Origin of the sequence: Mycobacterium sp. M23085 (assembly GCF_045343915.1) — a bacterium.
Lineage (GTDB): Bacteria > Actinomycetota > Actinomycetes > Mycobacteriales > Mycobacteriaceae > Mycobacterium.
In genome coordinates this window covers 4,180,993-4,205,785 of record NZ_CP174280.1, presented here as the reverse complement: position 1 = coordinate 4,205,785, position 24,793 = coordinate 4,180,993, and the positions used below count along the sequence as shown (strand labels likewise).

The window sequence follows — 24,793 nt, the reverse complement described above, 5'->3', positions numbered from 1 at the left end:
CACTCACTATCATTTGTATCGTCAAGGTCGGCGGCCGGTGTGTGCGACGATCACGCAATGCGCCGGCACGGCTGGTCGGGTGACATCCCGGCCGACGACGATGAAGCGGTCGCGCGCATCCTGAGCGCGACACGCAGCGCCATCGACGCGCACGGGACCGTGAGTGTGTCCGAGGTGGCATCAACGCTCGGCGTCACGCGGCAGACGATCTACCGGTACTTCCCGAGCCATGAGGCGCTGCTGGGCGCGACGGCACTGTCCTCGGTGGACGGGTTCTTGGATCGGCTTGCGGCGCACTTTGGTTCGATCACCGACCCGACCGAAGCGGTGGTCGAGGGCATCGCCTACACGTTTGAGCAACTCGCACACGACAAGTACCTCAGCCTGGTATTACAGCCCGGCAAGGCCAGCGCGTTCACCGCGGGCGTCACGTCGGACATCGCCATTTCGTTCGGCAGGTCGATCCTGCAGCGATTCGACGTCGATTGGGTCGCAGCGGGATTCGCCGAGCGCAGGCTCGACGAACTGGTCGAGATCATGCTGCGCACCGTGCAGTCGTTGATCGTGGATCCGGGCCGTCCACCGCGCACCGGACGGGAGCTGCGACGGTTCCTCGAGGACTGGATCGCGCCGTCGGTGCGGGCACATGCCGCCGCCGAGCGCTGAGTTCCGCCCACGCGCCGGGCTACTTGCCCCAAGCCACGGCATCGTCGCCGCGAATCACTCAGAGAATTTAGAGCACCGCCCTCGCGGAGCTAGGGAGGTGCCAAGGGCACCAGCTGATTTCGTCAGACTGCCTCGTCCTCGACGCCTTCCACGTAATGAGTAATGCTCGGACGTAGATGTCGCAGTAGCTCCTCACCGGAGAACTGCAGGCGCTCGGCCTCCCCCAGGAAGTCAGACTGCGCGGCTGAGGGTTCGTAGACCAATCGGGTGTCTTTCGGGGCCCTTGGCTCGCGCACCGCCCTACGCTTCTTCAGACGCATCAGTTCTGGATGCATCTTCTTCCGCTGCGAGGGAGGGACCAGTGCGCCACGGTTGACGGCCCTTATACCGAGGTTGTCCGCGACCTCGCAGACCTGATAAGTCTTCAACCGGTAGCGCCAAGCGATTTGCGAAATCGTGTACCACCCTCGTGGCATCCGCCAGACCCAGCCCGCGACGGTAATCACCGTCAACACAATCGCCAGGGTCGCTTCTGGGTGGAACAGCTTTTCGACGAACATGGCCGCGATTCCGACTACCAGCATGACGACCACAGCTGACGCGAAGAAAATGTGAGTCGGGCTCACGCCGCCTCCTTGCGTTCCATCGCGGGTTATGTTCAACGGTCTCAGAACCAACTGGCGGAGAAACCGCGACACGCCGTAGCGTCACCGGTCGAGACCTCGTTTGCTCGTCCGGGATGGTCGTAGCAGCGATTGCTGGTCACACCACGGCGTCGATGACCCTGGATGCTCCACGGGGCGAGCGATACCGGCGTAGCCGCCCCCTCGTGGCTGATTGGTGGTGTTGCTGGTCCTCAAGGTTGCGTTGATCGCTCTCATGCCGGAGGGATTGTCGCGCTGATCGCCCGGGGAATCAGACGCTCACGAGCGAACCGTTTGGACCCCGGTCGAACGGGAGCACCGGGCAGCCCGGGTACGAGGCGTCCGCGCGGGGAGCTATGCCGAACAACCCGCTACCCGAACCAGGGGTCACCCCCTACCCCCCGGAAACCCCAAGCTGGCTGAGCAACGTGCGTACCCGCTGTTCGATCTCGTCACGGATCGGTCTGACCGCGGCAACGGACTGTTCCGCTGGGTCGGGCAGCACCCACTCCTCGTAGCGGCGTCCCGGCAGCACCGGACAGGAATCACCACAGCCCATGGCGACCACCACGTCCGCGGCTTCGAGCATGTCCACGCTCCACTGCTTCGGTTGTTCGTCGGCGATGTCGATGCCCTTTTCTGCCATGGCTGCGACGGCGGCGGCATTGACTTCGGCAGCGGGTTCGGACCCGCCGGAATAGACCATGGCGTGGTCGCCTGCGAGGTGTTTGAAGAATCCCATGGCCATCTGGGACCGGCCCGCGTTGTGCGTGCACAGGAACAGCACGGCGGGCTTATGGTTCGGCATCATGCGGGCCTCTCGCGGCGGCAGCGAATCGTCCTCGTAAGGCCAGCGACACATAGACCAGGGCTACGAGGACCGGAACTTCGATGAGGGGGCCGACGACGCCGGCAAGTGCTTGTCCTGAGGTGGCGCCATAAGTCGCGATGGAGACCGCGATGGCCAATTCGAAGTTGTTGCCGGCAGCGGTGAAAGCCAACGTGGTGGTGCGTTGGTATCCGAGGCCGAGGATTGCTCCCAGGAGGTAGCCTCCGCCCCACATGAGGGCGAAGTAGGCCAGTAGCGGGATCGCGATGCGCAGTACGTCGAAAGGCCGACTGGTGAGCTGATGCCCTTGCAGCGCAAAGAGAATGACGATGGTGAACAGCAGACCATAGAGCGCCCACGGCCCAATTCTGGGCAGGAACGTGGACTCGTACCAGTCGCGCCCTTTGGCATTCTCGCCAAAGCGTCGGGTGAGATATCCGGCGAGTAGAGGGATGCCGAGGAAGACAAGTACGGATTTGGCAATCTGCCAGGGCGAGGTGCCGATCGTGCTCTGCGGTAGGCCGAGTTGGCGGGGTAGGACCGCGAGGTAGAACCAGCCGAGCGCGGCGAACATGATGACCTGGAAGATCGAGTTGAGTGCGACCAGGAGTGCTGCGGCTTCGCGGTCGCCACGGGCTAGGTCGTTCCAGATGATGACCATGGCGATGCAGCGAGCTAGACCGACGATGATTAGTCCGGTGCGGTAATCGGGGAGGTCTGGCAGCAGCAGCCACGCCAGGGTGAACATCAGCGCGGGGCCGACTAGCCAGTTCAGGATGAGTGAGCTTGCGAGCAGCTTGCGGTCGCCTGTCACGGTGTTCAGCCGGTCGTAGCGGACCTTGGCAAGAACCGGGTACATCATCACCAGTAGGCCGATGGCGATGGGCAGCGAGATGCCGTCAATCTGAACGTGATTCAGGACGGTGTTAAGTCCTGGGATGAGTCGTCCGAGCAATAGACCGGCTGCCATCGCGAGGCCGATCCACACCGGCAGGAGTTGGTCGAGCCGCGACAGCTTCTCCACGACCGCAGGCGGCGTGTCGCGTTCTGTGCGTAGGCTCACGTTCCGCCCGTTGCGTTGTCGGTGGTCGCCGCGGTGCAGCAGGCACTGATGGTGCCGGCCGCGTTGACCAGTGCCGCGGAGGCAGTGCCGAAGGACTCCGAGTCCGCGAGGACGGTGTACACCTCCCACTTCTCGCCAGCGGGTCCGGTCACCCACACCTTGTCCTGTGCGGCGAAGCAGCAGGTGGTTCCGATTTCCTCGTCGGTGAATAACCCTTCGGCGGTTAGGCGCGCGATCTCGGAGTGGACGGCATCGCTGGAGTCGACCTCGACGCCCAGATGGTTGAGAGTTCCGCCGTGGCCGTGGTTTTCGATGAGGACGAGCTTCAAAGGTGGTTCGGTGACCGCGAAGTTCGCGTAGCCCGGTTTGACTTTGGCGGGGGTGGTGTTGAACAGCTTGGTGTAGAACGTGATCGCCTCGTCGAGATCCTCGACGTTGAGTGCGAGTTGGACGCGGGACATGACGGTTCGCCTTACCTCTGTGGCTTATGTCGAACTACTGGCCTGACCGATGATGCCACCTCTTCGATATATGTCAACCTTTGTGGCAGGATGGTCGCATGCCCAAAGCGTTGCCGGTGGTGGACATGTCCGCGCCAGTGTGCTGTTCACCGGTCGCCGCCGGTCCCGTCGATGACGATGCAGCCTTGGCAATTGCTTTGCGGCTCAAGGCCTTGGCCGATCCGGTGCGGGTGAAGCTGGTGTCATTGCTGTTCAGTTCAGATGCGGGCGAGGTATGCAATTGCGACTTGGCGTCGGCGGTCGGGATCAACGAATCGACAGTGAGTCATCATCTGTCCCAGTTGCGCCGTGCAGGTCTGGTCGAGTCCGAACGACGCGGGATGAATGTGTATCACCGACCGCGACACGACGCATTAGTCGCGCTCTGCACAGTGCTCGACCCGAACTGCTGCCGCTAGCTACTCGTCGGCGTTCTGGTCTCGACCGCTCACGAGCTGGTGTGCCGAGGAACTCCGATTGGCGGGCGCGTTACCGACCACACCGCACGGTCTACGCCACAGGCCAGCCAGTCCCGCCGTCAGCGCGCGGGCGAAGGTAGAGGCCGTGCAGCGACGAAGACCTCGACAGGGCTGCGATGCGTCTCGACGACGCCATGCGAGCTACTGCGCACGCGGAAGTATCCCTAGCGGGTCGGTGCACCGCCTGACCTGCTCAAACTTTGTGGAGCTAAGGGGAATCGAACCCCTGACCTACTCGATGCGAACGAGTCGCGCTACCAACTGCGCCATAGCCCCTGACCGCTAGCAGGCTACCAGTCGCGGCGGCAACCGCCGAACCGCGCGCACTATTCGCCGACGGCGCGCGGCAAGTCCCTGGGCCAACCGAAGGTCCGCATCGCCATCGCGTAGTCCAGATGCTCGAACACGGGGTCCTCGTCGTCGATCTCCAGGACCACCGCGCCGGGCCGCCGCAGCCGCGACGGGACCACGTCGTAGTCGCGGTCGTAGGCGTTCTCCACGCCGAGGCGCGCCCGCGCCATCCGCTTCATCCTGCGGTGGCGCACCCTTTCCTCGATGCGCGTCTGGCGCCGCAGGTAGCCCAGGTACATCAGGGTGATCGCGGTGGCGGTGCCGCACACCCACCAGGCGGTGGGCGAGATCTCGAACGCCGCGGTGGCCGAGCCGACCAGGACGACCGCCATCACCATCAGGACCTTCTTGCGGAAGGCGTACTTGCGGGCGCTGACCGCCGCGGCGGTCTTGTTGTCGAACCGGCGCCGCCGGGAGGCGTTGCGCGGCAGGGGTGCCGGCGCCTCCTCCTCGGCGTCGTCGCCTTCGGCCGCGGGCTCCAATCCGGACGAGTCCTCGACGTACTCGTAGCTGTCCTCGTCCTCGCCCTCGCGTTGGGCGACGGCCTCGGTGTCCGGCTCGTCGTCTTCGACGGGCTCGATGTCGGCCGTCTCCGCCTCGGCCGCAGCACCGCTGCCGCCGACCGGAAGTACGTGGGAATCCTCGACGACATCGACGTCGAGGTAGTCGGGCTCGGTGGGCTCGGCGACGGCCATCCGCATCACGACGGGGCGCCGGCGGCTCAGCTCGTCGGTGTCGGTGTCGTCGGATTCGCGGTCTTCATCCTCGGAGAAGTCGCGCTTCTCGTCGAGGTCGGCATCGGCATCGGCATCGGCATCCTCTTGCGGCGGTGTCCAGTTGGGGTCGCTGCGATGCCCGGCGGCCGGACCGCTGCGCTTGATCAGCCGGGAGTTGCCCCCGCCGTTGAGCACCCGGGTCGCCAGAGCCACGTCGCTGGTGCGCCGCACCGCATCGCGCTTGCTGACGAGCATCGGCACCAAGACGAACAGCCATAGCACCACGAGCGATATCCACAACAGCGACTGCGGGATGCTTGGCATGATGACCTGCTCTCTTCGGTGTCCGTCCCCCGCGAGGCCCATTGGTGGCCAGCGCGGCCGGGTCGTACTGAACAGGACAATTACACACCTGTAATTTGCCTCTCACAAGCACCATGAGTCACTCGTGTCGCGCTAGTCCCAGATCGGCAACGGTTTGGACTCGCGCGTGGGTCGCCGAGGCGGACAAAAAGGGTCCACAGAACCCCCGATAGGAGAAGCGGTCAGGCCCAGCTGGCGTTACCCGCGCGGACCAGCGTCGATGCCACCGATCCGTTGACCTCTTCGACGGTGATGGCCATCAGCAGGTGGTCCCGCCACGCCCGGTCGACTTCCAGGTAGCGCTGCAGCAGGCCTTCCTGGCGGAAGCCCACCTTCGCCAACACGGCGCGGCTGGCGGCGTTTTCCGGGCGCACGGTGGCCTCCACCCGATGCAACATGACCGGGCCGAAGCAGTGATCCAGCCCGAGTGCTAACGCCGCGGTGGCGACCCCGCCGCCGGTGGCCGACCGCGGCACCCAGTAGCCGATCCACGCCGACCGCAACGCGCCGTGGGTGACATTGCCGATGGTCAGCTGTCCGCAGAACCGGCCGTCGAGTTCGATGACGTAGGGCAGCATCCGGCCCTGCCGCGCCTCCGCGCGCAGACCCGAACACAGCGCCGGCCAAGCCGCCACCGCATGCCGGGCCGTCCAGTCGCCCTCGGCGCTGGGCTCCCACGGTTCCAGATGCGCACGATCGGTCAGCCGGATCCGGCTCCACTGCGCGCCGTCACGCAACCGCACCGCCCGCAGCCGGACGACGCCGGCCGGAACCCGCAGGGGCCCAACCCTCATGGGCCACCCTGGATGACGGGAAGAATTGGAGCGCAACAGGTTTACCATCAGTGCAGTCGTTTCGCTCAGCCGCGCTGGGCCAGGAAGGCGACGTCGACGATCTCCCCGGTGCGAATCTGCTCGGCGCCGCTGGGCACCACCACCAGACAGTTCGCCTCGGCGAGGGTGGCCAGCAGGTGCGACGACGCGCCCGGGCCGCCGCCGAGCGCCTGCACCAGATACTCGCCGCTCTCCTGATCGCGCATCAGCTGGCCACGCAAGAAGCCCTTGCGCCCGGCCACCGACGTGATGGGCGACAGCGTGCGCGCCTGCACGATGCGACGCATCGGCTGACGCTTGCCCAGCGACAACCGGATCAGCGGCCGGACCATCACCTCGAACACCACCAGCGCGCTGACCGGGTTCGCCGGCAGCAGGAAGGTCGGGACGCCCTCGCGGCCCAGCTGCCCGAATCCCTGGATGGATCCCGGATGCATGGCGACGCGCACGACCTCTATCTCGCCGAGCTCGGAGAGCACCTGACGCACCGCCTCGGCCGCGGCGCCCCCGACGGCCCCGGCGACGACGATCACCTCGGCGCGGTTGATCTGGCCCTCGACGATCTCGCGCAACTCCCGGGGACCACCGCTGACGATCCCGATGCGGTTGACCTCCGCACCGGCGTCGCGGGCGGCGGCCGCCAGCGCATAGGAGTTGACGTCGTAGACCTGGCCGTTGCCCGGGGTGCGCGAGATGTCGACCAGTTCGCCGCCCAGCGCCATGATCGTCACCCGCGGCCGTGGGTGGACCAGCACCCTTTCGCGGCCGACCGCGGCCAGCAGCCCGACCTGCGCCGCACCGATGACGGCCCCGGAGCGCACCGCCACATCGCCGGGCTGGACGTCGTCGCCGGCTCGGCGCACGTAGGCGCCCGACGGGGCGCCCCGCAGGATCCGGACCCGCTGCGTACCGCCGTCCGTCCAGCGCAACGGCAGGACCGCGTCGGCCAGCGTCGGCAGCGGCGCCCCAGTCTGCACGCGCACGGCCTGGCGCGGCTGCAACCGGCTGGGAGTGCGCGACCCGGCCTCGACCATGCCCATCACCGGCAGCACCAGGCCCTCGCGGCCGTCGCTTTCATCCGAGTCCTCGAACGGCCCCGGCAGACCCTCGCTGCCCACCTCGCCGACACCGAGCACGTCGACGCTGCGCACCGCGTAGCCATCGATCGCGGCCTGGTCGAAGCCGGGCATCGGGCGTTCGGTGACCACTTCCTCGGCGCACATCAAACCCTGCGCCTCGGCGATCGCCACTCGTATCGGCCGCGGGGCCACGGCGGCCGCCGTGATCCGGGCCTGCTGCTCTTCCACCGAACGCACAGCGCGCCTCTCTGCCGTCGAGTCGCGGGTAGGGCGACCCGCTCACTGCGCAGGCGGGGCATCCCCGCCCGGGACCGCTAGGCGTTCGCCGGCCCGCCGTCGTCCGCCAGCCGGGTTACCGCCCGGCTACTGCTCGGCCAGGCCTAATCGCGCCACCAACCACTGCCGCAAATCCGGGCCGTAGTCGTCACGATCCAATGCAAAGTCAACCGCAGCCTTGAGGTAGCCGCCAGGATTTCCCAAGTCGTGTCGAGATCCGCGATGCACCACCACGTGCACCGGGTGGCCCTCCGCGATCAGCAACGCGATCCCGTCGGTGAGCTGCACCTCCCCACCGGCCCCACGCTCGATGCGGCGCAACGCATCGAAGATCGCGCGGTCGAGCACGTATCGGCCGGCGGCGGCGAACAGCGACGGGGCGTCCTCGGCCCTCGGCTTCTCCACCATGCCGTTGACCTTGAGCACGTCCGGATTGTCGTCGTCTGGAATCGGCTCGACGTCGAAAACGCCGTATGCGCTTACCTCTTCGGGCGTCACCTCGATGGCGCACAACACCGTGCCGCCGTAGTGCGCCCGCACCTTCGACATCGTGCCCAGCACGCCGGTGGGCAGCACCAGGTCGTCGGGCAGCAACACCGCGACGGCGTCCTCGTCGTCGGCCAGCCGGGACTCCACGCAGCCGATCGCGTGTCCCAGGCCCAGCGGCTCGCTCTGCACCACGGACTCGACCTTGATCAGCTGCGGCGCGCGCCGGACCTTGTCCAGCATTGCCGTCTTGCCGCGCTCCTCCAGCGTGCTTTCCAGCACCAGATCTTCGACGAAGTGCGCGACGACGCCGTCCTTGCCCTCCGAGGTGATGATCACCAGGCGCTCGGCACCTGCCTCGGCCGCCTCGGCGGCCACCAGCTCGATGCCCGGCGTATCGACAACCGGCAACAGCTCCTTGGGGACCGTTTTGGTCGCCGGCAAGAAGCGGGTACCGAGACCCGCGGCGGGCACGACCGCAGTGCGTGGCACCACCACGTTTGGGCTTGACATTGTTCACACGATAACCCGCATTCCCTAGCCGAGTGGATGTGGCGCGGGCAAAGACCCGGCTGTCATGGTTGACGCATGGCGACCACCAGCAAAGCCGCGTTGCGCGACCAGCTGCTCGCCGCCCGCCGACACGTTGCCGACGACGTTCGCGCCGCCGAGGCGCAGCAGCTCTGCGAGCGGCTGGAAGCGCTGGAAGGCGTTGTGACCAGCGGCAGCACCGTCTGCGCCTACGTGCCGGTGGGCACCGAGCCCGGGTCCGTGGAGATGTTGGACATGTTGCTGCGCCGCGCCGGGCGGGTGCTGTTGCCGGTTGCGCGCACCACCGCCGACAACATCCCGCTGCCGCTGTCCTGGGGCGAATACCGGCCCGGCACGCTGACCACCGGGCGGTGGGGGCTGCTCGAGCCGTCGCAACCGTGGCTGCCGGCGTCGGCCCTGGCGCAAGCCGGCGTGGTGCTGGTGCCGGCGCTGGCGGTGGACCGCCGCGGTGTGCGACTGGGCCGGGGCCGCGGCTTCTACGACCGCTCGCTGGGCGGCCGCGACCCGAATGCGCTGCTGATCGCGATCGTTCGCGACGCGGAAGTACTCGACGAAGTACCGGCCGATCCGCACGACATCGCCATGACCCACGCGCTCACCCCGCGACAGGGATTGATCGATCTCGTCGGTCGCTGATATAGCGGGAATGAGTCATGTCACGTGGCGGTTCTAGCACTTGAGACGCTAGAGTGCTAATCAGGTTTGCGATCATCCGGAGGTTTTTGTGCCGACTTACAGCTATCAGTGCACCGAGTGCGACGATCGCTTCGACATCGTGCAGGCCTTCACCGACGACGCGTTGACCACGTGCAAACGCTGCTCCGGGCGGCTGCGCAAGCGCTTCAACTCCGTCGGCGTGGTGTTCAAGGGCAGCGGCTTCTACCGCACCGACAGCCGCGAGTCCGGCAAGAAGTCGTCGAGTTCGAGCAACGGCTCCTCGTCGAGCGACTCGGGATCGAACGGTTCCAGCTCCAGCGACAAGTCCGGCTCCGGCTCGACCGAGAAGTCCGGCTCCAGCTCCAGCGACAAGTCGAGCAGCAGCTCGACCGCCTCCGCCGCCGCGACCAACTGAAAGTTATCCACAGCGGGCTCGCCGGCCGGCATCCCGCGCGCCGGCTCGCGCCTACCGTTGCTGCGTGGGCGAATCATCGCTGAACCCAAGCCCATTCAGCCGCCTGTCGCTGTGGTTGCGCCCGGATTGGACTCGCACCGTGCTGGCTCGCCGCATCGCCGCGGGCGGGTTGGTTCTGCTGGCCGGGGTCGCGACGCTGCGCTCCAACCCCACGGGTGACTATGCACAGGTCGTGGTTGCCGACCACGATCTGCGCCCCGGTGCCCCGTTGACCCCCGCCGACGTTCGTCTCGAAAAGCGTTTGGCCGCAACGGTTCCCGACGGGGCGCGAGCAGAGCTGGAAGCGGTGGTGGGTTGGACACTGGCCGGTCCGGCCCGGCGCGGCGAGGTGCTCACCGACGTCCGGTTACTGGGCAGCCGACTGGCGGAGGCCGCCGTCGGGTCCAAGGTGGAGCCGGGCGCCCGCATCGTGCCGCTCCACCTGGCCGACGGCGCTCTGATCGACCTGGTACGGGTCGGTGATGTGGTCGACGTGCTGGCCGCGCCGGCCGGCACCGCGCCGGACAGCACCCACGCCGCCCCCAAAGTGGTGGCCACCGACGCCGTGGTGGTGCTGGTGTCGGCCAAAGAAAAAATTCAGGCCGCCGACAGCGACCGCGTAGTGTTAGTTGCGCTGCCGGCTCGTGTGGCGAACACGGTGGCAGGGTCGGCCCTGGGTCAGACCGTGACGCTCACCCTGCACTGAGTGCCTGGCCGTTGTTGGCCTGCCGAGTCGACAGCAAACTCTGTCCAGTTCCCAGAAAGGCCATCCAATGCTCAAAGGGTTCAAGGAGTTTCTGTCGCGGGGCAACATCATCGACCTGTCCACCGCGGTGGTCATCGGTACCGCGTTCACCGCGCTTGTCACGCAGTTCACCGACAGCATCATCAAACCGTTAATCAACCGGATCGGCGTCAATCAGAAGTCCGATATCGGCATCTTGCGGATCAGTATCGGCGGCGGTCAGACAATCGACCTGAACAACGTGCTTTCCGCGGCGATCAACTTCGTGATCATCGCCGCGGTGGTCTATTTCCTGGTCGTGCTGCCCTACACCACTTTGCGCAAGCGCGGTGAAGTCGAGCCGGCCGACGACGCGCAGGTCGTCCTGCTCAAGGAGATCCGCGACCTGCTCGCCCAGACCAACGGCGAATCGCCGGGCAGGCACGGCAGCGTCAGCACCACGCCCCCGCCGGAGCACGGACCCCGCGCGGAAGCCGAATCGAAATAACTCACGCCGATGTCGCCGGCTGGACTGGGACCACGCCTAGCCGCGAGGCTTAAATCTCCAGGCTGGACAACTGCCCGATGATCTGGGCCGCCAACGGGTTCAGCGTCGCCATCCCGTCGCGCACCGCGTAACGGGAGCCCGCCAGGTTGACCACCAGCGTGCTGCCGGACACCCCGGCCAGACCGCGCGACAATGCGGCATCGATGATTCCCGCCGACAGCCCCGAGCCGCGGATAGCCTCTGCGATCCCGAGGATTTCGCGGTCGAGGATCTCGCGGGTGGCCTCCGGGGTGACGTCGCGCGGGGTGACGCCCGTGCCGCCGACCGAGACGACCAGATCCACTCCGCCGATCACCGCGGTGTTCAGCGCGTTGCGGATCTCGATCTCGTCAGCGGCGACCGCGACCACACCGTCGACGACGAATCCGGCCTCGGTCAGCAGCTCCGTCACCAGCGGACCACTGTGGTCCTCGTCGCCGTGAGCGGTGCGATCGTCGACCACCACAACCAATGCCCGGCCAACTACCAGTTCCGCACCCGTTTCCATGGGTGCAACCGTATATCCGAGCTCAGACAATCCCGTCGCCGAGGGTTCGTCCACTCTCACTACTGATCCGCCTTCCCCAAAGTGACCGGTAATGTGCGGCTGCCGCCACCAGCGGGATCCTGGAACGTCAGCGAGATCTTGTCGCCGGGCGCTTTGGACCGCACGGCAGCGACCAACGCGTCGGCGCTGTTGATCGGCCGGTCGTCGACCTTGGTGACGACCACGTTCTTGGGGACACCGGCGGATGCCGCGGCACCGCCCGCGACGACGTCGACGACCTTGGCGCCCGGGGTGCCCTTGTCGTTGGTCACCTGTACGCCGAGCGAGGCGTGGGAGGCCTTGCCGGTGGCGATCAGCTCATCGGCGATGCGCTTGGCCTGATCGACCGGAATCGCGAAGCCCAGGCCGATCGAGCCGCTCTGGGCGTCCGGCGAGTCGGCGCCCAGGGTGGCGATGGCCGAGTTGACGCCCACCAGCTGGCCGTTCATGTTGACCAGCGCGCCCCCGGAGTTACCGGGGTTGATCGCGGCGTCGGTCTGAATCGCGTCCAGCACCGTGTTCTGGTTGCCCGACTCACCGGTGGTGGACACCGGCCGGTTCAGCGCGCTGACGATGCCGGTGGTCACCGTGCCCGACAACCCCAACGGCGATCCGATCGCGACGACCGGCTGACCGACGCGAAGGTCCGACGAGGAGCCCAGCGAGATGGGCGTGAGCCCGGAGACGCCCTGCACCCGAATCACGGCGATATCGCTGGTGGGGTCCGCGCCGACCACCGTGAACGGTGCGGTACGACCGTCAGAGAAGGTCACCGTCGTCTTGGGCGTCGCGCCGGCGCCGGCGCCGCCGGGCCCACCCGGACCGCCGGGCGGCAATGGAGCCTCGGGCGGAGCTCCGGGAGGGCCGGCGGGCCCCTTGGGCGGGCCGGCCGCGGCCGCGATCACGTGGTTGTTGGTGAGGATGAGCCCGTCGGCGGACAAGATGATGCCCGAACCCTCTTCGGACTGCCGCCCGATGTCGGTCTCCAGCATCACCACGCTGGGCACCACCTTGGAGGCGACCCCTTCGACGCTGCCGGGCGGCATGTTCGCGGCCGGGACGCTGGGCGCCGCCCCGATGATCCGCCCGGCGCCGTTGCCCGTCGTGTGCGTGCCGAGCTCGACCGCTGTGGCCGCGGCACCGCCGATACCGGCCGACACCACCGCGATGGCCACCGCACCGACGACCATCAAGCCTGTGCGAGAACGCTTTTGGGGTTCGGGCGGGACGGGCATTCCGGGCAGCATGCCGGGAACCGGACCGCTGCCGGCGCCTCCCGGCATCTGGCCTACGCCGGTTCCCCCAGGGATCCGGCCCGGCCCGGTGCTGCTGAAGGGCTCGTAGGGCGAGCGGAACTGCGTCGTCGGCGACGACGAGGGCTGCGACCGATAGCGCCAGTCATATTGCTGGTTGTACGGCTGCTGTTGTCCCGGGGCATAGCCGGAGGGCCCCCCATGGCCGGGGGTGGGCGCAGGCTGATTCGGCGCGGGAGGGTATCCCGGCTGCTGCGGCGGTGGCGAATACCTCGGGTCATTCGTCATGTCGCTAAGTCGCTCTTCCTCTATCTCAGTGTTTCGGCAAGTCGACGGCTGGGTTCAACAGTAGCCGCAGACCTACCTTGCCCGCGCGGACTGAGAGTCCACTGAGATAACGTTCGCCGATTCCCGAGAGTTCGCCTCATCGCCTGCCGCCGCGTCGGCGGGGCCCGTCGCCTCGTCTAGCTGGCCGGTTGCGGAGTCGGCCGCAGCCTCGGAGTACGCCGAGGCGGGCAGCGGCCGGCCGGGCAGCAACACATAGAAGGAGGTACCGGGGGGCTGGCCGCCCGGGACGGTGTCCTCGACCCGCAGCAGTCCCCCGTGGTTGAGCACCACCTTCTTGACGATCGCCAGGCCGAGTCCGGAGCCCGGCATGGCCCGCGCCGTCATCGAGCGGTAGAACCGCTCGAACACCAGGTTGCGCTCCTGGGGCGGGATACCGGGGCCGTGGTCGGCGATCACCAGCTCCGCGTGCGACGGGTCGAGCTGGCGCATCGTGACACCGACATGCCCGCCGGGCGGGCTCCACTTCGCGGCGTTGTCCAGCAGGTTCAGCACCGCACGCGACAGCCCGGCGGCGTCGCCGTACATCTGCCACGGCGTTACGTCGACGTCGAAGTGAATGTCGTTGCGCCGCCGCCTGACTCGCTCCAAGCTGCGATCGATGACCTCGGACATGTCGACGGGCTCGTGCACCACCTGGCCTGCGTCGTCGCGGGTCAGGTCCACCAAATCGCCTACCAGCGTTGACAATTCCTCGATCTGGGCGATGACGTCGGTGCGCAGGTCGACCATCTCCTGCTCGGGCAGCCGCGGCGCCCCCGGTTCCATCGCGGCCATCAGCAACTCGACGTTGGTCCGCAGCGACGTCAACGGGGTGCGCAGTTCATGCCCGGCGTCGGTGACCAGCCGGGCCTGCCGCTCCCGGGACTCGGCGAGCGCGCGCAGCATCAGGTTGAACGACTCGGTGAGCCTGGCCAATTCGTCGCTGCCGAACACGGGGATGGGTCTCAGGTCATCGGTGCGCGCCACCCGCTCGGCCGCTTCGGTCAGGCGTGCCACCGGGCGCAGCCCGGCTCTGGTCACCATGCCGCCCGCCACCGCGGCGACCGCCACACCGACGCCGCCGACGATCAGCAGCACCCAGCGCAGCCTGTTCATCACCGCTTCGGTGGGCTTGAGGCTCTTGGAGATCAGCAACGAGGTGCCGTTCTGCAGGTGCACGGCGAGGATCCGCTGCTCACCGGCGGTGCGCCGGGACATGAACAGGTCACCGTGGATGACCGCCTTCTCCGGCGCACCGACCGGCAGCGTCTGCCCCGGCTGCTGCGCGGTGTAGATCGCGTGGCCCGGGTTCACCAGCATCGCGTTGACGTCGGAATAGGCCGTTCCTTCGATGGCCTTGCCCGGGTCGGCGGCCAGGGAGCCGCTGGCGATCAACAGTTGCGCCCGGCTCTGCAGCTGGTTGTCGATGTCGCTGTACAGCGCGGCCGAGATCACGGCGTAGACGGCGAAGGCCATCAGCACGACGACCATGGCGACCATCGACATCGCCAGCAGCATCACCCGCCACCGCAACGACAAGGAGGGCGTGGCGCGCAGCGCTGGGCGCAGCGGTGGACGTTGAGGCCGGTGGAACCGGATCATCGGAGAACCCGCATCGTCACGGGGGTGTCTCCCGAAGGACGTAACCGACGCCGCGCACGGTGTGGATCAGCCGCGGCTCGCCGTCGGCTTCGGTTTTGCGCCGCAAATAGCCCACATAGACCTCCAGCGCGTTGCCCGAGGTGGGAAAGTCGAATCCCCAGACCTCCTCGAGGATACGGCTGCGGGTGAGCACCCGGCGCGGATTGGCGATCAGCATCTCCAGCAGGGCGAATTCGGTGCGGGTCAGGCTGATCCGTCGCTGTCCGCGGGTGACCTCGCGGGTGATCGGGTCCAGCGTCAGGTCGGAGAACGTCATCGCCACCGATTCCGCGTCATCCTCCGGCTTGGTCCGGCGCAGCAGGGCGCGCATCCGGGCCAACAGCTCTTCCAGGGCGAACGGCTTCGGCAGGTAGTCGTCGGCGCCGGCGTCCAGCCCGGCGACCCGCTCCGAGACCGAATCGCGGGCGGTGAGCACCAGGATCGGTAGGTCGTCACCGGTGCTGCGGAGCTGACGGCACACCTCGAGGCCGTCCAGGCGCGGCATCATCACATCCAGGACCAGCGCGTCGGGGCGATCGCTCGCGATCAGTTCGAGGGCTTCGACCCCGTCATGGGCCAACTCGACGGAGTAACCGTTGAAGGACAATGACCTGCGCAGCGACTCACGCACCGCGCGATCGTCGTCGACGACCAGTATTCGCACGGCCCCTAGTTTCGTCCCACCGCCTGAGACTGACCTGAGAGGCGCGCCGTGCGGCGCTCGCTGCGGCGGTCGCAAGCGCGGCGACGCCGGGCGCGGCGGGCCGCCGCCATCGGGCTAGCGGCGGTCGCAAGCGCGGCGAAGCCGGGCGCGGCGGGCCGCCGCCATCGGGCTAGCGGCGGTCGCAAGCGCGGCGAAGCCGGGCGCGGCGGGCCGCCGCCATCGGGCTAGCGGCGGTCGAGGTCGATCAGGCCCAGGCGGGCGGCCTTGAGCAGCCGGCGGGGCACCTTGTGCCGCTGACCTGCGACCGTCACACCGACGAGTTCGGTCTTCTCGGCCTTCCACTGCGCGCGCCGGCTACGGGTGTTCGCGCGCGACATTCTGCGCTTGGGTACGGCCATGGTCGGGCCCAACTCCTCGTGTTGCTTCGGTAAATCGACGTGGGACTTGCAGTTCGGCATGTCGCGCGGCGTGGCTTGTAAGTAAGTAAGTAAGTAAGCCGATCGGGCGGGCGACGATCGCATATCAGGATAGTCGCTGGTCCGCTTGTCGCCAAAATGGGCGCCGCGATGCCGAGATTGCCGTGACGGCTGTGATCCGCCCGGTTTTCACGACCATAGTGGCAATCTCGTCTCAGAAGGCCAGCCGGCGTCCTTGACTCGACACCGGCGGTAGCGGATAACCTACCGGTTGGTTGGTCACTCGTCGGTGGGTCCGGGAAGGGAGAACGGCATGGCCTCTGCCTCCGGCGCCGTCCGGATTGCGAACTGCTCGGGCTTCTACGGCGACCGGCTGTCGGCGATGCGCGAGGTGCTCGCCGGCGGTGACGTCGACTACCTCACCGGCGACTACCTGGCCGAACTCACCATGCTGATCCTGGGGCGCGACCGGATGAAGCATCCCGACCGCGGCTACGCGAAGACCTTCCTGACGCAGCTCGAGGACTGCCTGGGCGAGGCCGGCGACCGCGGGGTCCGCATCGTCGCCAACGCCGGCGGCCTCAACCCGGCCGGCCTGGCCGACGCGATACGCGCGCTGGCCGAACGCCTGGGCATCGACGCCCGCGTCGCACATGTGGAGGGTGACGACCTGTTGCCGCGCGCCGCCGAGCTCGGGCTGGGCACCCCGCTGACCGCCAACGCGTACCTGGGCGCCTGGGGAATCGTCGACTGCCTGAACGACGGCGCCGACGTGGTCGTCACCGGCCGCGTCACCGACGCCTCGGTGATCGTCGGGGCGGCCGCAGCGCACTTCGGCTGGGGCCGCACCGACTACGACCGGCTCGCCGGCGCGGTGGTCGCCGGTCACGTCATCGAATGCGGGGTGCAGGCCACCGGCGGCAACTTCTCGTTTTTCACCGAGATCGCCGACCTCACCCACGCCGGCTTCCCCTTGGCCGAGGTCAGCGCCGACGGATCCTCGGTGATCACCAAACACCCGGGCACCGGCGGCCTGGTCAGCGTCGACACCGTCACCGCCCAGCTGCTCTACGAGATCACCGGGGCGCGTTACGCCAACCCCGACGTCACCGCCCGGATGGACACCGTCGAGTTGTCGCCCGACGGCCCGGACCGGGTGCGCATCAGCGGGGTGCGCGGCGAAGCCCCGCCGCCCACCTACAAGGTGTCGATGAACAGCATCGGCGGGTTCCGTAACTCGATGACCTTCGTGTTGACCGGCCTGGACATCGAGGCCAAGGCCGAGTTGGTGCGCCGGCAGCTCGACACCGCGCTCACCGTCAAGCCCGCCGAACTGCAGTGGTCGCTGGCCCGCACCGACCATCCCGATGCCGACACCGAAGAAGCCGCCAGCGCCCTGCTGCACTGTGTCGTGCGTGACCCCGATCCCGCCAACGTCGGGCGCCAGTTCTCCTCGGCGGCGGTCGAATTGGCGTTGGCCAGCTATCCGGGATTCCACGTGACCGCCCCGCCGGGCGACGGCCAGGTCTACGGCGTGTTCAGCCCGGGCTACGTCGCCGCCGAGCAGGTACCGCATGTTGCGGTTCACGCCGACGGCACCCGGGTTGAGATCCCCTGCGCCACCGAGACTTTGGAGCTAACCCCGGCCGCTGAGCCATCGCTGCCCGACCCGCCGCCGGCCGGACCGACCCGCCGCGCGCCGCTGGGCCGCATCGCCGGGGCGCGCAGCGGCGACAAGGGCGGCTCGGCCAATGTCGGCGTCTGGGTGCGCACCGACGAGCAATGGCGATGGCTGGCCAACACGTTGACCGTCGAGCTGCTCAAGGAGCTGCTGCCCGAGGCGGCGCACCTCGACGTCACCCGCCACCTGCTGCCGAACCTGCGGGCGGTCAACTTCGTCATCGACGGCATCCTCGGCCAGGGCGTCGCCTACCAGGCTCGTTTCGATCCCCAGGCCAAGGGGCTGGGCGAATGGCTCCGCGGCCGCTACCTCGACATCCCGGAGAGTCTGCTGTGAATCTTTGGACCACGCCCGAGCGCGAGCAGTTGCGAAAGACGGTGCGCTCGTTCGCAGAACGCGAGATCCTGCCGCACGTCGACGAGTGGGAGCGCACCGGCGACCTGCCGCGCGAGTTGCACCGCAGCGCCGGGGCCGCCGGGCTGCTGGGTGCGGGCTTCCCCGAATCGGTCGGCGGTGGCGGCGGCGACGGAGCCGACGCGGTGATCATCTGCGAGGAGATGCATCAGGCCGGAGCGCCGGGCGGTGTGTTCGCGTCGCTGTTCACCTGCGGCATCGCGGTGCCGCACATGATCGCGTCGGGCGATCAGCGGCTGATCGAGCAGTTCGTCCGCCCGACGCTGGCGGGCGAGATGATCGGTTCGCTGGCCATCACCGAACCCGGCGGCGGTTCCGACGTCGGACATCTGCGGACCTCGGCGGTCCGCCACGGTGACCACTATGTCGTCAACGGCGCCAAGACCTACATCACCTCGGGTGTCCGCGCGGACTTCGTGGTCACCGCGGTGCGCACCGGAGGCCCTGGCGCCGGCGGGGTTTCGCTGCTGGTCGTCGAGAAGGGCACGCCCGGCTTCGAGGTGAGCCGCAAGCTGGACAAGATGGGCTGGCGGTCCTCGGACACCGCCGAGCTGTCCTACACCGACGTCCGCGTGCCGGTGGCCAACCTGGTCGGCGCCGAGAACACCGGGTTCGCCCAGATCGCACAGGCCTTCGTCGCCGAGCGGATCGGCCTTGCCGCACAGGCCTATTCGAGCGCGCAGCGCTGCCTGGACCTGACGGTGCAGTGGTGTCGCGACCGTGAGACGTTCGGTCGCCCGCTGATATCGCGGCAGTCGGTGCAGAACACGCTGGCCGAGATGGCCCGCCGGATCGACGTCGCCCGGGTCTACTCGCGCAGCGTGGTGGAGCGGCAGCTCGCCGGTGAGACGAACCTGATTCCGCAGGTGTGTTTCGCCAAGAATACCGCCGTCGAGGCCGGCGAATGGGTGGCCAACCAAGCCGTTCAGCTGTTCGGCGGCATGGGTTACATGGCCGAATCCGAGGTCGAACGCCAGTACCGCGACATGAGGATCCTCGGCATCGGCGGAGGAACCACCGAAATTCTCACCGCCCTGTCCGCCAAACTGCTGGGGTACCAATCGTGACCGTCTTGAAGTCCACCCTCGACGCCGAGGCCACCGCCTTCACCGACGCGGCGTCGGCGGCGATGAACAAACTCGAAGAGATCGACGCCGAGCTGGCCAACGCGCTGGCCGGCGGCGGGGCCAAATACGTTGCGCGCCATCATGATCGCGGCAAGCTGACCGCGCGCGAACGCATCGAGCTGCTGGTCGACCAGGATTCGCCGTTCCTGGAGCTCAGCCCGCTGGCGGCCTGGGGCAGCGCCTTCAAGGTCGGCGCCAGCACGGTCACCGGCATCGGCGTGGTGGAAGGCGTCGAATGCATGATCGTCGCCAACGACCCGACGGTCAAAGGCGGCACCAGCAACCCGTGGACCCTGAAGAAGATCCTGCGGGCCAACCAGATCGCCTTCGAAAACCGGCTACCGGTGATCTCCCTGGTGGAATCCGGCGGCGCGGACCTGCCCACGCAGAAGGAGATCTTCATTCCCGGCGGACGGATGTTCCGCGACCTGACCCGCCTCTCGGCGGCCGGAATCCCCACCATCGCATTGGTGTTCGGCAATTCCACCGCGGGTGGGGCCTACGTTCCCGGCATGTCCGACCACGTGGTGATGATCAAGGAACGGTCCAAGGTCTTCCTGGCGGGTCCCCCGCTGGTGAAGATGGCCACCGGCGAGGAGTCCGACGACGAATCGCTCGGCGGTGCCGAAATGCATGCCCGGGTCTCGGGTTTGGCCGATTACTTCGCCGTCGACGAACTCGACGCGATCCGGATCGGTCGTCGGGTCGTTGCCCGGTTGAACTGGGTCAAGCAGGGGCCGAAGCCCAAGCCGGTCACCGCGCCGCTGTTCGATCCCGAGGAGCTCATCGGCATCGTGCCCGCGGATCTGCGCATCCCGTTCGATCCCCGGGAAGTGATCGCCCGCATCGTCGACGGCTCCGAATTCGACGAATTCAAGCCGCTGTACGGGTCCTCGTTGGTGACGGGCTGGGCGCAACTACACGGCTACCCGATCGGCATCCTGGCCAACGCGCGCGGCGTGCTGTTCAGCGAGGAATCCCAAAAAGCCACCCAGTTCATCCAGCTGGCCAACCGCTCCAACACGCCACTGCTGTTCTTGCACAACACCACCGGCTACATGGTGGGTAAGGACTATGAAGAGGGCGGCATGATCAAGCACGGCTCGATGATGATCAACGCCGTGTCCAATTCGACCGTCCCGCACATCTCGCTGTTGATCGGTGCGTCCTACGGCGCGGGCCACTACGGTATGTGCGGCCGCGCCTACGATCCGCGTTTCCTCTTCGCCTGGCCGACCTCCAAGTCCGCGGTGATGGGCGGCGCCCAACTCTCGGGCGTGTTGTCGATCGTGGCGCGCGCCGCCGCCGAGGCGCGTGGCCAGCAGGTCGACGAGGAGGCCGACGCGGCGATGCGGGCCGCGGTCGAGGGCCAGATCGAAGCCGAGTCGCTGCCGCTGGTGCTGTCCGGGATGCTCTACGACGACGGGGTGATCGATCCACGAGATACCCGCACCGTCTTGGGAATCTGCCTGTCCGCCATCGCCAATGGCCCGATCAAGGGGACGTCGAACTTCGGCGTCTTCCGGATGTGAGCCCCATGATCACTCGAGTTCTGGTCGCCAACCGCGGTGAGATCGCCCGGCGGGTGTTCGCCACCTGCCGTCGGCTCGGCCTGGGCACCGTTGCCGTCTACACCGAGCCGGACGCGGGCTCGCCGCACGTCGCCGAGGCCGACGCCCGGGTGCGGCTGGACAACACCAACGACTACCTCAACACCGAGGCCGTCATCGCCGCCGCCCGCGCCGCGGGCGCCGACGCGATACACCCCGGTTACGGATTCCTCTCGGAAAACGCCGACTTCGCGGCGGCCGTCGGGGACGCGGGCCTGACGTGGGTCGGCCCGCCGGTGGCTGCCGTGCGCGCGATGGGCTCCAAGATCGAGTCCAAGAAGCTGATGGCCGCGGCCGGGGTGCCCGTGCTCGACGAGCTCGACCCCGAGACCGTCACCGAGGCGCAGCTGCCGGTGCTGGTCAAGGCATCCGCGGGCGGCGGCGGCCGCGGAATGCGGGTGGTCCGCGAGTTGTCCGCTCTGGCAGACGAAGTCGCCGCCGCGAGCCGGGAAGCGCAGTCCGCCTTCGGCGACCCGACCGTGTTCTGCGAACGCTATCTGCCCACCGGACACCACATCGAGGTCCAGGTCATGGCCGACACGCACGGCACCGTGTGGGCGGTCGGCGAACGCGAATGCTCGATCCAGCGCCGCCATCAGAAGATCATCGAGGAGGCCCCCTCGCCGTTGGTGGAGCGCACACCGGGCATGCGCGCCAAGCTGTTCGACGCGGCCCGGCTGGCCGCCGAAGCCATCGGGTACACCGGGGCCGGGACGGTGGAGTTCCTGGCCGACGACGACGGCGAGTTCTACTTCCTGGAAATGAACACCCGCCTGCAGGTCGAACACCCGGTCACCGAGGAGACCACCGGACTCGACCTCGTCGAGCTGCAGCTTGCCGTCGCCGACGGCGCCCACCTGGACGCGCAACCGCCTGCCGCCCAAGGACATTCGGTCGAGGCCCGGCTCTACGCCGAGGACCCCGCCAAGAACTGGCAGCCGCAGGCCGGCCTTGTGCACGCGTTCGACGTGCCGTCGGTCCGGACCGAATTCGGCTCGCTCGGGCAGCGGACCGGGATCCGGCTGGACTCGGGAATCGTCGACGGGTTCACCGTTTCGATCCACTATGACCCGATGCTGGCCAAGGTCATCTCCTACGCCCCGACGCGCCGTCAGGCGGCACTGGTTCTCGCCGACGCGCTGGCCCGCGCCCGCGTGCATGGGGTGCGCACCAACCGCGATCTGTTGGTGAACGTGCTGCGCCATCCGGCGTTCCTCGACGGTGCCACCGACACCGCGTTTTTCGACACTCACGACCTGGCGCGGTTGGCGGCGCCGCTGGGCGACGCCGCGGTGGTGCGCCTGTCGGCCATCGCGGCCGCACTCGCCGACGCCGCACACAACCGCGCCCGCGCCGCGGTGTTGAGCGCCGTTCCCAGCGGATGGCGCAACCTGGCCTCGGGCCACCAGGTCAAGGACTACCGCGACGACCGGGGTGACCAGCATAGGGTCCAATACCGGTTCAGCAGAACTGGTTTGGCGCTCCCCGACGACCCCTCGGTGCAGCTGGTATCGGCCACGGCACATGACGTCGTGCTGCGGGTCGACGGTGTCGAGCACAGCTTTTCGGTGCGGCGCTACGATGCGGGCGATTCCGACGTCTACATCGATTCCGCGCGCGGACCGGTACACCTGATCGCATTGCCGCGTTTCCCCGAGCCCGGGTCGACCCTCGAAAAGGGCTCCCTGGTCGCCCCGATGCCCGGCAGCGTCATCCGGCTGGGCGCAGCGATCGGCGACACCGTCGCCGCCGGCCAGCCACTGATTTGGCTGGAGGCGATGAAGATGGAACACACCATCGCCGCCCCGGTCCACGGGGTGCTCGCAGAACTCAACGTCAAGACCGGTCAGCAAGTCGAAGTTGGCGCTGTGCTGGCAAGAGTGGAAGCGCCGCAATCAGAAGGAGATCCAGCGTGACCGACACCAGCTTCATCGAAAGCGAAGAGCGTCAGGCGCTACGCAAGTCGGTGGCCGCGTGGGCAGCCAACTACGGCAGCGAGTACTACCTGCGCAAGGCCCGCGCCCACGAGCACACCGACGAATTATGGTACGAGGCAGGCAAACTGGGCTTCCTGGGGGTGAACCTGCCCGAGGAGTACGGCGGTGGCGGCGCCGGCATGTACGAGCTGTCACTGGTCATGGAGGAGATGGCGGCCGCCGGTAGCGCGCTGCTGCTGATGGTCGTCTCGCCGGCCATCAACGGAACCATCATCAGCAAGTTCGGCACCGAGGAGCAGAAGAAGCGCTGGATTCCCGGTATCGCCGACGGCACCCTGACGATGGCGTTCGCCATCACCGAGCCGGACGCCGGCTCCAACTCGCACAAGATCACCACCACCGCCCGCCGAGACGGCAGCGACTGGATCCTCAAGGGTCAGAAGGTCTACATCTCCGGCATCGACCAGGCGCAGGCGGTGCTGGTGGTGGCCCGCACTGAGGAGGCCAAGACCGGCAAGCTGCGCCCCGCGCTGTTCGTGGTGCCCACCGACGCGCCCGGCTTCACCTATACGCCGATCGAAATGGAATTGATCAGTCCCGAACGCCAGTTCCAGGTCTTCCTCGACGACGTCCGGTTGCCCAGCGACGCGCTCGTCGGCGCCGAAGACGCCGCCATCGCACAGCTTTTCGCCGGGCTCAACCCGGAACGCATCATGGGCGCGGCGAGCTCCGTGGGGATGGGACGGTTCGCCCTGAACAAGGCCGCCGACTACGTCAAGACCCGGCAGGTGTGGGGCACGCCCATCGGCTCGCACCAGGGTCTGTCACACCCCTTGGCGCAGTGCCACATCGAGGTAGAGCTGGCCAAGCTGATGCTGCAGAAGGCCGCCACACTCTACGATTCCGGCAACGACATGGGCGCGGCCGAGGCCGCGAACATGGCCAAATACGCGGCGGCGGAGGCTGCCACGCGGTCGGTGGACCAGGCGGTGCAGTCGATGGGCGGCAACGGGCTGACCAAGGAGTACGGCGTGGCCGCGATGCTCGCCTCGGCCAGGCTGGGCCGCATCGCCCCGGTCAGCCGCGAGATGGTGCTCAACTTCGTCGCGCAGACATCGCTGGGCCTGCCGCGAAGCTACTGATGGACACGCTTGTCGAATACGCCGGGCCGGCCGGCACGGGCGGGCCGTATGCGCGGCTGACACTGAACTCACCGGACAACCGCAACGCGTTGTCCACCACGCTGGTCGACCAGCTGCATCAGGGACTGCGCGACGCCTCGGCGGATCCGGCGGTGCGAGTGGTGGTCCTGGGCCACACCGGTCGAACCTTCTGTGCCGGTGCGGATTTGAGTGAGGCGGGCGGTGCAGCCGGGCCGGGGGGGTCACCGCCGCCGTCACCTTATGACATGGCCGTCGCCCGGGCCCGGGAGATGGCCGCCTTGATGCGGGCCATCGTCTCCTCGCCGCTGCCGGTGATCGCCGCGATCAACGGGCACGTCCGGGCGGGTGGATTCGGTCTGGTGGGTGCCTGTGATATCGCGATCGCGGGTCCGGGCAGCACCTTCGCCCTGACCGAGGCCCGGATCGGGGTCGCCCCGGCGATCATCTCGTTGACGCTGCTGCCGAAACTGTCGGCGCGGGCCGCGGCGCGCTATTACCTGACCGGCGAGACGTTCGACGCCGGCCGGGCGGCCGAGATCGGACTGATCACCGAGGCCGCCGAGGACGTCGAGACCGCGGTCGACAAACTGGTGGCCGACATCGGCCGCGGCTCGCCGCAGGGCCTCGCGGCGTCCAAGGCACTGACCACGGCCGCGGTGCTGGACGGGTTCGACCGCGACGCCGAACGGCTCGCCGAGGAATCGGCCCGCCTCTTCGTGTCCGACGAAGCCCGCGAAGGCATGCTGGCGTTCCTGGAGAAGCGGTCGCCCTATTGGGTGAGTTAGCCACCGAGA

25 protein-coding genes and 1 tRNA gene are annotated in these 24,793 nt (G+C 67.9%); 12 read left to right on the top strand and 14 right to left on the bottom strand.

The features are described from left to right. Positions 1-57: 57 nt before the first annotated feature. A complete protein-coding gene (locus ACIUM1_RS19890) occupies positions 58-666 on the top strand; it encodes a TetR/AcrR family transcriptional regulator (protein WP_406814304.1) in 609 nt (202 codons plus the stop codon). 122 nt (positions 667-788) lie between these two features. On the opposite strand, the gene ACIUM1_RS19885 is transcribed toward ACIUM1_RS19890, so the two are convergent. The 4 genes from ACIUM1_RS19885 to ACIUM1_RS19870 all read right to left on the bottom strand — a co-directional run bounded on the left by ACIUM1_RS19885 (position 789) and on the right by ACIUM1_RS19870 (position 3,663). Further along, positions 789-1,292: a formate dehydrogenase gene (locus tag ACIUM1_RS19885; RefSeq protein ID WP_406814303.1), complete on the bottom strand. Its 504-nt coding sequence runs from the start codon at positions 1,290-1,292 to the stop codon at positions 789-791. 412 nt (positions 1,293-1,704) lie between these two features. Continuing rightward, positions 1,705-2,118 (bottom strand): low molecular weight phosphatase family protein, encoded by a 414-nt coding sequence (locus ACIUM1_RS19880; protein WP_406814302.1) that lies wholly within the window; start codon positions 2,116-2,118, stop codon positions 1,705-1,707. After that, on the bottom strand, positions 2,105-3,109 hold the full coding sequence (gene arsB, locus ACIUM1_RS19875; RefSeq protein ID WP_406817763.1) for an ACR3 family arsenite efflux transporter: 1,005 nt from the start codon (positions 3,107-3,109) through the stop codon (positions 2,105-2,107). The genes ACIUM1_RS19880 and arsB overlap by 14 nt, the downstream gene beginning before the upstream one ends. A gap of 89 nt (positions 3,110-3,198) precedes the next feature. After that, positions 3,199-3,663: an ArsI/CadI family heavy metal resistance metalloenzyme gene (locus tag ACIUM1_RS19870; RefSeq protein ID WP_406814301.1), complete on the bottom strand. Its 465-nt coding sequence runs from the start codon at positions 3,661-3,663 to the stop codon at positions 3,199-3,201. Positions 3,664-3,761: 98 nt separating this feature from the next. On the opposite strand from ACIUM1_RS19870, the gene ACIUM1_RS19865 reads away from it, so the two are divergent. Continuing rightward, positions 3,762-4,121 carry an Rv2640c family ArsR-like transcriptional regulator gene (locus ACIUM1_RS19865; protein WP_406814300.1) on the top strand — a complete coding sequence of 120 codons (360 nt, stop codon included), beginning with the start codon at positions 3,762-3,764 and terminating at the stop codon, positions 4,119-4,121. 263 nt (positions 4,122-4,384) lie between these two features. Here ACIUM1_RS19865 and ACIUM1_RS19860 read toward each other — a convergent pair. From ACIUM1_RS19860 to ACIUM1_RS19840, 5 genes are all read right to left on the bottom strand, one after another. Beyond that, positions 4,385-4,457, bottom strand: a tRNA-Ala gene (locus ACIUM1_RS19860). A 50-nt stretch (positions 4,458-4,507) separates the two neighbouring features. Beyond that, on the bottom strand, positions 4,508-5,572 hold the full coding sequence (glpR, locus tag ACIUM1_RS19855; protein WP_406814299.1) for a gephyrin-like molybdotransferase receptor GlpR: 1,065 nt from the start codon (positions 5,570-5,572) through the stop codon (positions 4,508-4,510). A 221-nt stretch (positions 5,573-5,793) separates the two neighbouring features. Then, a complete protein-coding gene (locus ACIUM1_RS19850; RefSeq protein WP_406814298.1) occupies positions 5,794-6,453 on the bottom strand; it encodes a GNAT family N-acetyltransferase in 660 nt (219 codons plus the stop codon). A 17-nt stretch (positions 6,454-6,470) separates the two neighbouring features. Continuing rightward, complete coding sequence (gene glp, locus ACIUM1_RS19845) at positions 6,471-7,760, bottom strand: gephyrin-like molybdotransferase Glp (RefSeq protein ID WP_406814297.1); 1,290 nt, start codon at positions 7,758-7,760, stop codon at positions 6,471-6,473. A 126-nt stretch (positions 7,761-7,886) separates the two neighbouring features. Further along, a complete protein-coding gene (locus ACIUM1_RS19840; protein ID WP_406814296.1) occupies positions 7,887-8,798 on the bottom strand; it encodes a UTP--glucose-1-phosphate uridylyltransferase in 912 nt (303 codons plus the stop codon). A 75-nt stretch (positions 8,799-8,873) separates the two neighbouring features. On the opposite strand from ACIUM1_RS19840, the gene ACIUM1_RS19835 reads away from it, so the two are divergent. The 4 genes from ACIUM1_RS19835 (at position 8,874) to mscL (ending at position 11,180) form a co-directional block, all read left to right on the top strand. Next, a complete protein-coding gene (locus ACIUM1_RS19835; RefSeq protein WP_406814295.1) occupies positions 8,874-9,473 on the top strand; it encodes a 5-formyltetrahydrofolate cyclo-ligase in 600 nt (199 codons plus the stop codon). An 88-nt stretch (positions 9,474-9,561) separates the two neighbouring features. Then, positions 9,562-9,909 carry an FmdB family zinc ribbon protein gene (locus tag ACIUM1_RS19830; protein WP_406814294.1) on the top strand — a complete coding sequence of 116 codons (348 nt, stop codon included), beginning with the start codon at positions 9,562-9,564 and terminating at the stop codon, positions 9,907-9,909. A 64-nt stretch (positions 9,910-9,973) separates the two neighbouring features. After that, a complete protein-coding gene (locus ACIUM1_RS19825; protein WP_406814293.1) occupies positions 9,974-10,654 on the top strand; it encodes an SAF domain-containing protein in 681 nt (226 codons plus the stop codon). Positions 10,655-10,721: 67 nt separating this feature from the next. Beyond that, positions 10,722-11,180: a large-conductance mechanosensitive channel protein MscL gene (mscL, locus tag ACIUM1_RS19820; protein ID WP_406814292.1), complete on the top strand. Its 459-nt coding sequence runs from the start codon at positions 10,722-10,724 to the stop codon at positions 11,178-11,180. 49 nt (positions 11,181-11,229) lie between these two features. Here mscL and ACIUM1_RS19815 read toward each other — a convergent pair whose 3' ends face one another. The 5 genes from ACIUM1_RS19815 to rpmF all read right to left on the bottom strand — a co-directional run bounded on the left by ACIUM1_RS19815 (position 11,230) and on the right by rpmF (position 16,049). Then, positions 11,230-11,727, bottom strand: a complete 498-nt coding sequence (locus tag ACIUM1_RS19815; RefSeq protein ID WP_406814291.1) for a molybdenum cofactor biosynthesis protein B — start codon at positions 11,725-11,727, stop codon at positions 11,230-11,232. Between the two features lie 59 nt (positions 11,728-11,786). After that, the gene (locus ACIUM1_RS19810; protein WP_406814290.1) at positions 11,787-13,307 is read right to left on the bottom strand and encodes a S1C family serine protease; all 1,521 of its coding nucleotides are present in this window, start codon (positions 13,305-13,307) and stop codon (positions 11,787-11,789) included. A 72-nt stretch (positions 13,308-13,379) separates the two neighbouring features. Beyond that, positions 13,380-14,948: an ATP-binding protein gene (locus ACIUM1_RS19805; RefSeq protein WP_406814289.1), complete on the bottom strand. Its 1,569-nt coding sequence runs from the start codon at positions 14,946-14,948 to the stop codon at positions 13,380-13,382. Between the two features lie 16 nt (positions 14,949-14,964). After that, entirely contained in the window at positions 14,965-15,651 is a 687-nt protein-coding gene (mprA, locus tag ACIUM1_RS19800) for a two-component system response regulator MprA (RefSeq protein WP_406814288.1), read from the bottom strand. A 224-nt stretch (positions 15,652-15,875) separates the two neighbouring features. After that, positions 15,876-16,049 (bottom strand): 50S ribosomal protein L32, encoded by a 174-nt coding sequence (gene rpmF, locus ACIUM1_RS19795; protein WP_003872812.1) that lies wholly within the window; start codon positions 16,047-16,049, stop codon positions 15,876-15,878. 331 nt (positions 16,050-16,380) lie between these two features. Between rpmF and ACIUM1_RS19790 the strand changes: the two genes are divergently transcribed. The 6 genes from ACIUM1_RS19790 to ACIUM1_RS19765 all read left to right on the top strand — a co-directional run bounded on the left by ACIUM1_RS19790 (position 16,381) and on the right by ACIUM1_RS19765 (position 24,784). Then, positions 16,381-18,084, top strand: a complete 1,704-nt coding sequence (locus tag ACIUM1_RS19790; protein WP_406814287.1) for an acyclic terpene utilization AtuA family protein — start codon at positions 16,381-16,383, stop codon at positions 18,082-18,084. Continuing rightward, positions 18,081-19,229: an acyl-CoA dehydrogenase family protein gene (locus ACIUM1_RS19785; RefSeq protein ID WP_406814286.1), complete on the top strand. Its 1,149-nt coding sequence runs from the start codon at positions 18,081-18,083 to the stop codon at positions 19,227-19,229. Before ACIUM1_RS19790 ends, ACIUM1_RS19785 begins: the two co-directional genes overlap by 4 nt. Before the next feature lie 62 nt (positions 19,230-19,291). Further along, the gene (locus ACIUM1_RS19780) at positions 19,292-20,821 is read left to right on the top strand and encodes an acyl-CoA carboxylase subunit beta (RefSeq protein ID WP_406817762.1); all 1,530 of its coding nucleotides are present in this window, start codon (positions 19,292-19,294) and stop codon (positions 20,819-20,821) included. A 5-nt stretch (positions 20,822-20,826) separates the two neighbouring features. After that, positions 20,827-22,815, top strand: a complete 1,989-nt coding sequence (locus ACIUM1_RS19775; RefSeq protein WP_406814285.1) for a biotin carboxylase N-terminal domain-containing protein — start codon at positions 20,827-20,829, stop codon at positions 22,813-22,815. Beyond that, positions 22,812-23,978 (top strand): acyl-CoA dehydrogenase family protein, encoded by a 1,167-nt coding sequence (locus ACIUM1_RS19770; RefSeq protein WP_406814284.1) that lies wholly within the window; start codon positions 22,812-22,814, stop codon positions 23,976-23,978. Before ACIUM1_RS19775 ends, ACIUM1_RS19770 begins: the two co-directional genes overlap by 4 nt. Beyond that, on the top strand, positions 23,978-24,784 hold the full coding sequence (locus tag ACIUM1_RS19765) for an enoyl-CoA hydratase family protein (RefSeq protein ID WP_406814283.1): 807 nt from the start codon (positions 23,978-23,980) through the stop codon (positions 24,782-24,784). Before ACIUM1_RS19770 ends, ACIUM1_RS19765 begins: the two co-directional genes overlap by 1 nt. The last annotated feature ends 9 nt before the right edge of the window (positions 24,785-24,793 follow it).

Coding starts and splice junctions, on each gene's coding strand:
- ACIUM1_RS19815 (WP_406814291.1), bottom strand. CDS start 11,727: ATGGAAACGGGTGCGGAACTGGTAGTTGGCCGGGCATTGGTTGTGGTG.
- ACIUM1_RS19850 (WP_406814298.1), bottom strand. CDS start 6,453: ATGGTAAACCTGTTGCGCTCCAATTCTTCCCGTCATCCAGGGTGGCCC.
- rpmF (WP_003872812.1), bottom strand. CDS start 16,049: ATGGCCGTACCCAAGCGCAGAATGTCGCGCGCGAACACCCGTAGCCGG.
- ACIUM1_RS19780 (WP_406817762.1), top strand. CDS start 19,292: ATGAACAAACTCGAAGAGATCGACGCCGAGCTGGCCAACGCGCTGGCC.
- arsB (WP_406817763.1), bottom strand. CDS start 3,109: ATGGCAGCCGGTCTATTGCTCGGACGACTCATCCCAGGACTTAACACC.
- ACIUM1_RS19880 (WP_406814302.1), bottom strand. CDS start 2,118: ATGCCGAACCATAAGCCCGCCGTGCTGTTCCTGTGCACGCACAACGCG.
- ACIUM1_RS19805 (WP_406814289.1), bottom strand. CDS start 14,948: ATGATCCGGTTCCACCGGCCTCAACGTCCACCGCTGCGCCCAGCGCTG.
- ACIUM1_RS19835 (WP_406814295.1), top strand. CDS start 8,874: ATGGCGACCACCAGCAAAGCCGCGTTGCGCGACCAGCTGCTCGCCGCC.
- mscL (WP_406814292.1), top strand. CDS start 10,722: ATGCTCAAAGGGTTCAAGGAGTTTCTGTCGCGGGGCAACATCATCGAC.
- ACIUM1_RS19870 (WP_406814301.1), bottom strand. CDS start 3,663: ATGTCCCGCGTCCAACTCGCACTCAACGTCGAGGATCTCGACGAGGCG.
- glpR (WP_406814299.1), bottom strand. CDS start 5,572: ATGCCAAGCATCCCGCAGTCGCTGTTGTGGATATCGCTCGTGGTGCTA.
- ACIUM1_RS19890 (WP_406814304.1), top strand. CDS start 58: ATGCGCCGGCACGGCTGGTCGGGTGACATCCCGGCCGACGACGATGAA.
- ACIUM1_RS19775 (WP_406814285.1), top strand. CDS start 20,827: ATGATCACTCGAGTTCTGGTCGCCAACCGCGGTGAGATCGCCCGGCGG.
- ACIUM1_RS19790 (WP_406814287.1), top strand. CDS start 16,381: ATGGCCTCTGCCTCCGGCGCCGTCCGGATTGCGAACTGCTCGGGCTTC.
- ACIUM1_RS19810 (WP_406814290.1), bottom strand. CDS start 13,307: ATGACGAATGACCCGAGGTATTCGCCACCGCCGCAGCAGCCGGGATAC.
- ACIUM1_RS19840 (WP_406814296.1), bottom strand. CDS start 8,798: ATGTCAAGCCCAAACGTGGTGGTGCCACGCACTGCGGTCGTGCCCGCC.
- ACIUM1_RS19765 (WP_406814283.1), top strand. CDS start 23,978: ATGGACACGCTTGTCGAATACGCCGGGCCGGCCGGCACGGGCGGGCCG.
- ACIUM1_RS19865 (WP_406814300.1), top strand. CDS start 3,762: ATGCCCAAAGCGTTGCCGGTGGTGGACATGTCCGCGCCAGTGTGCTGT.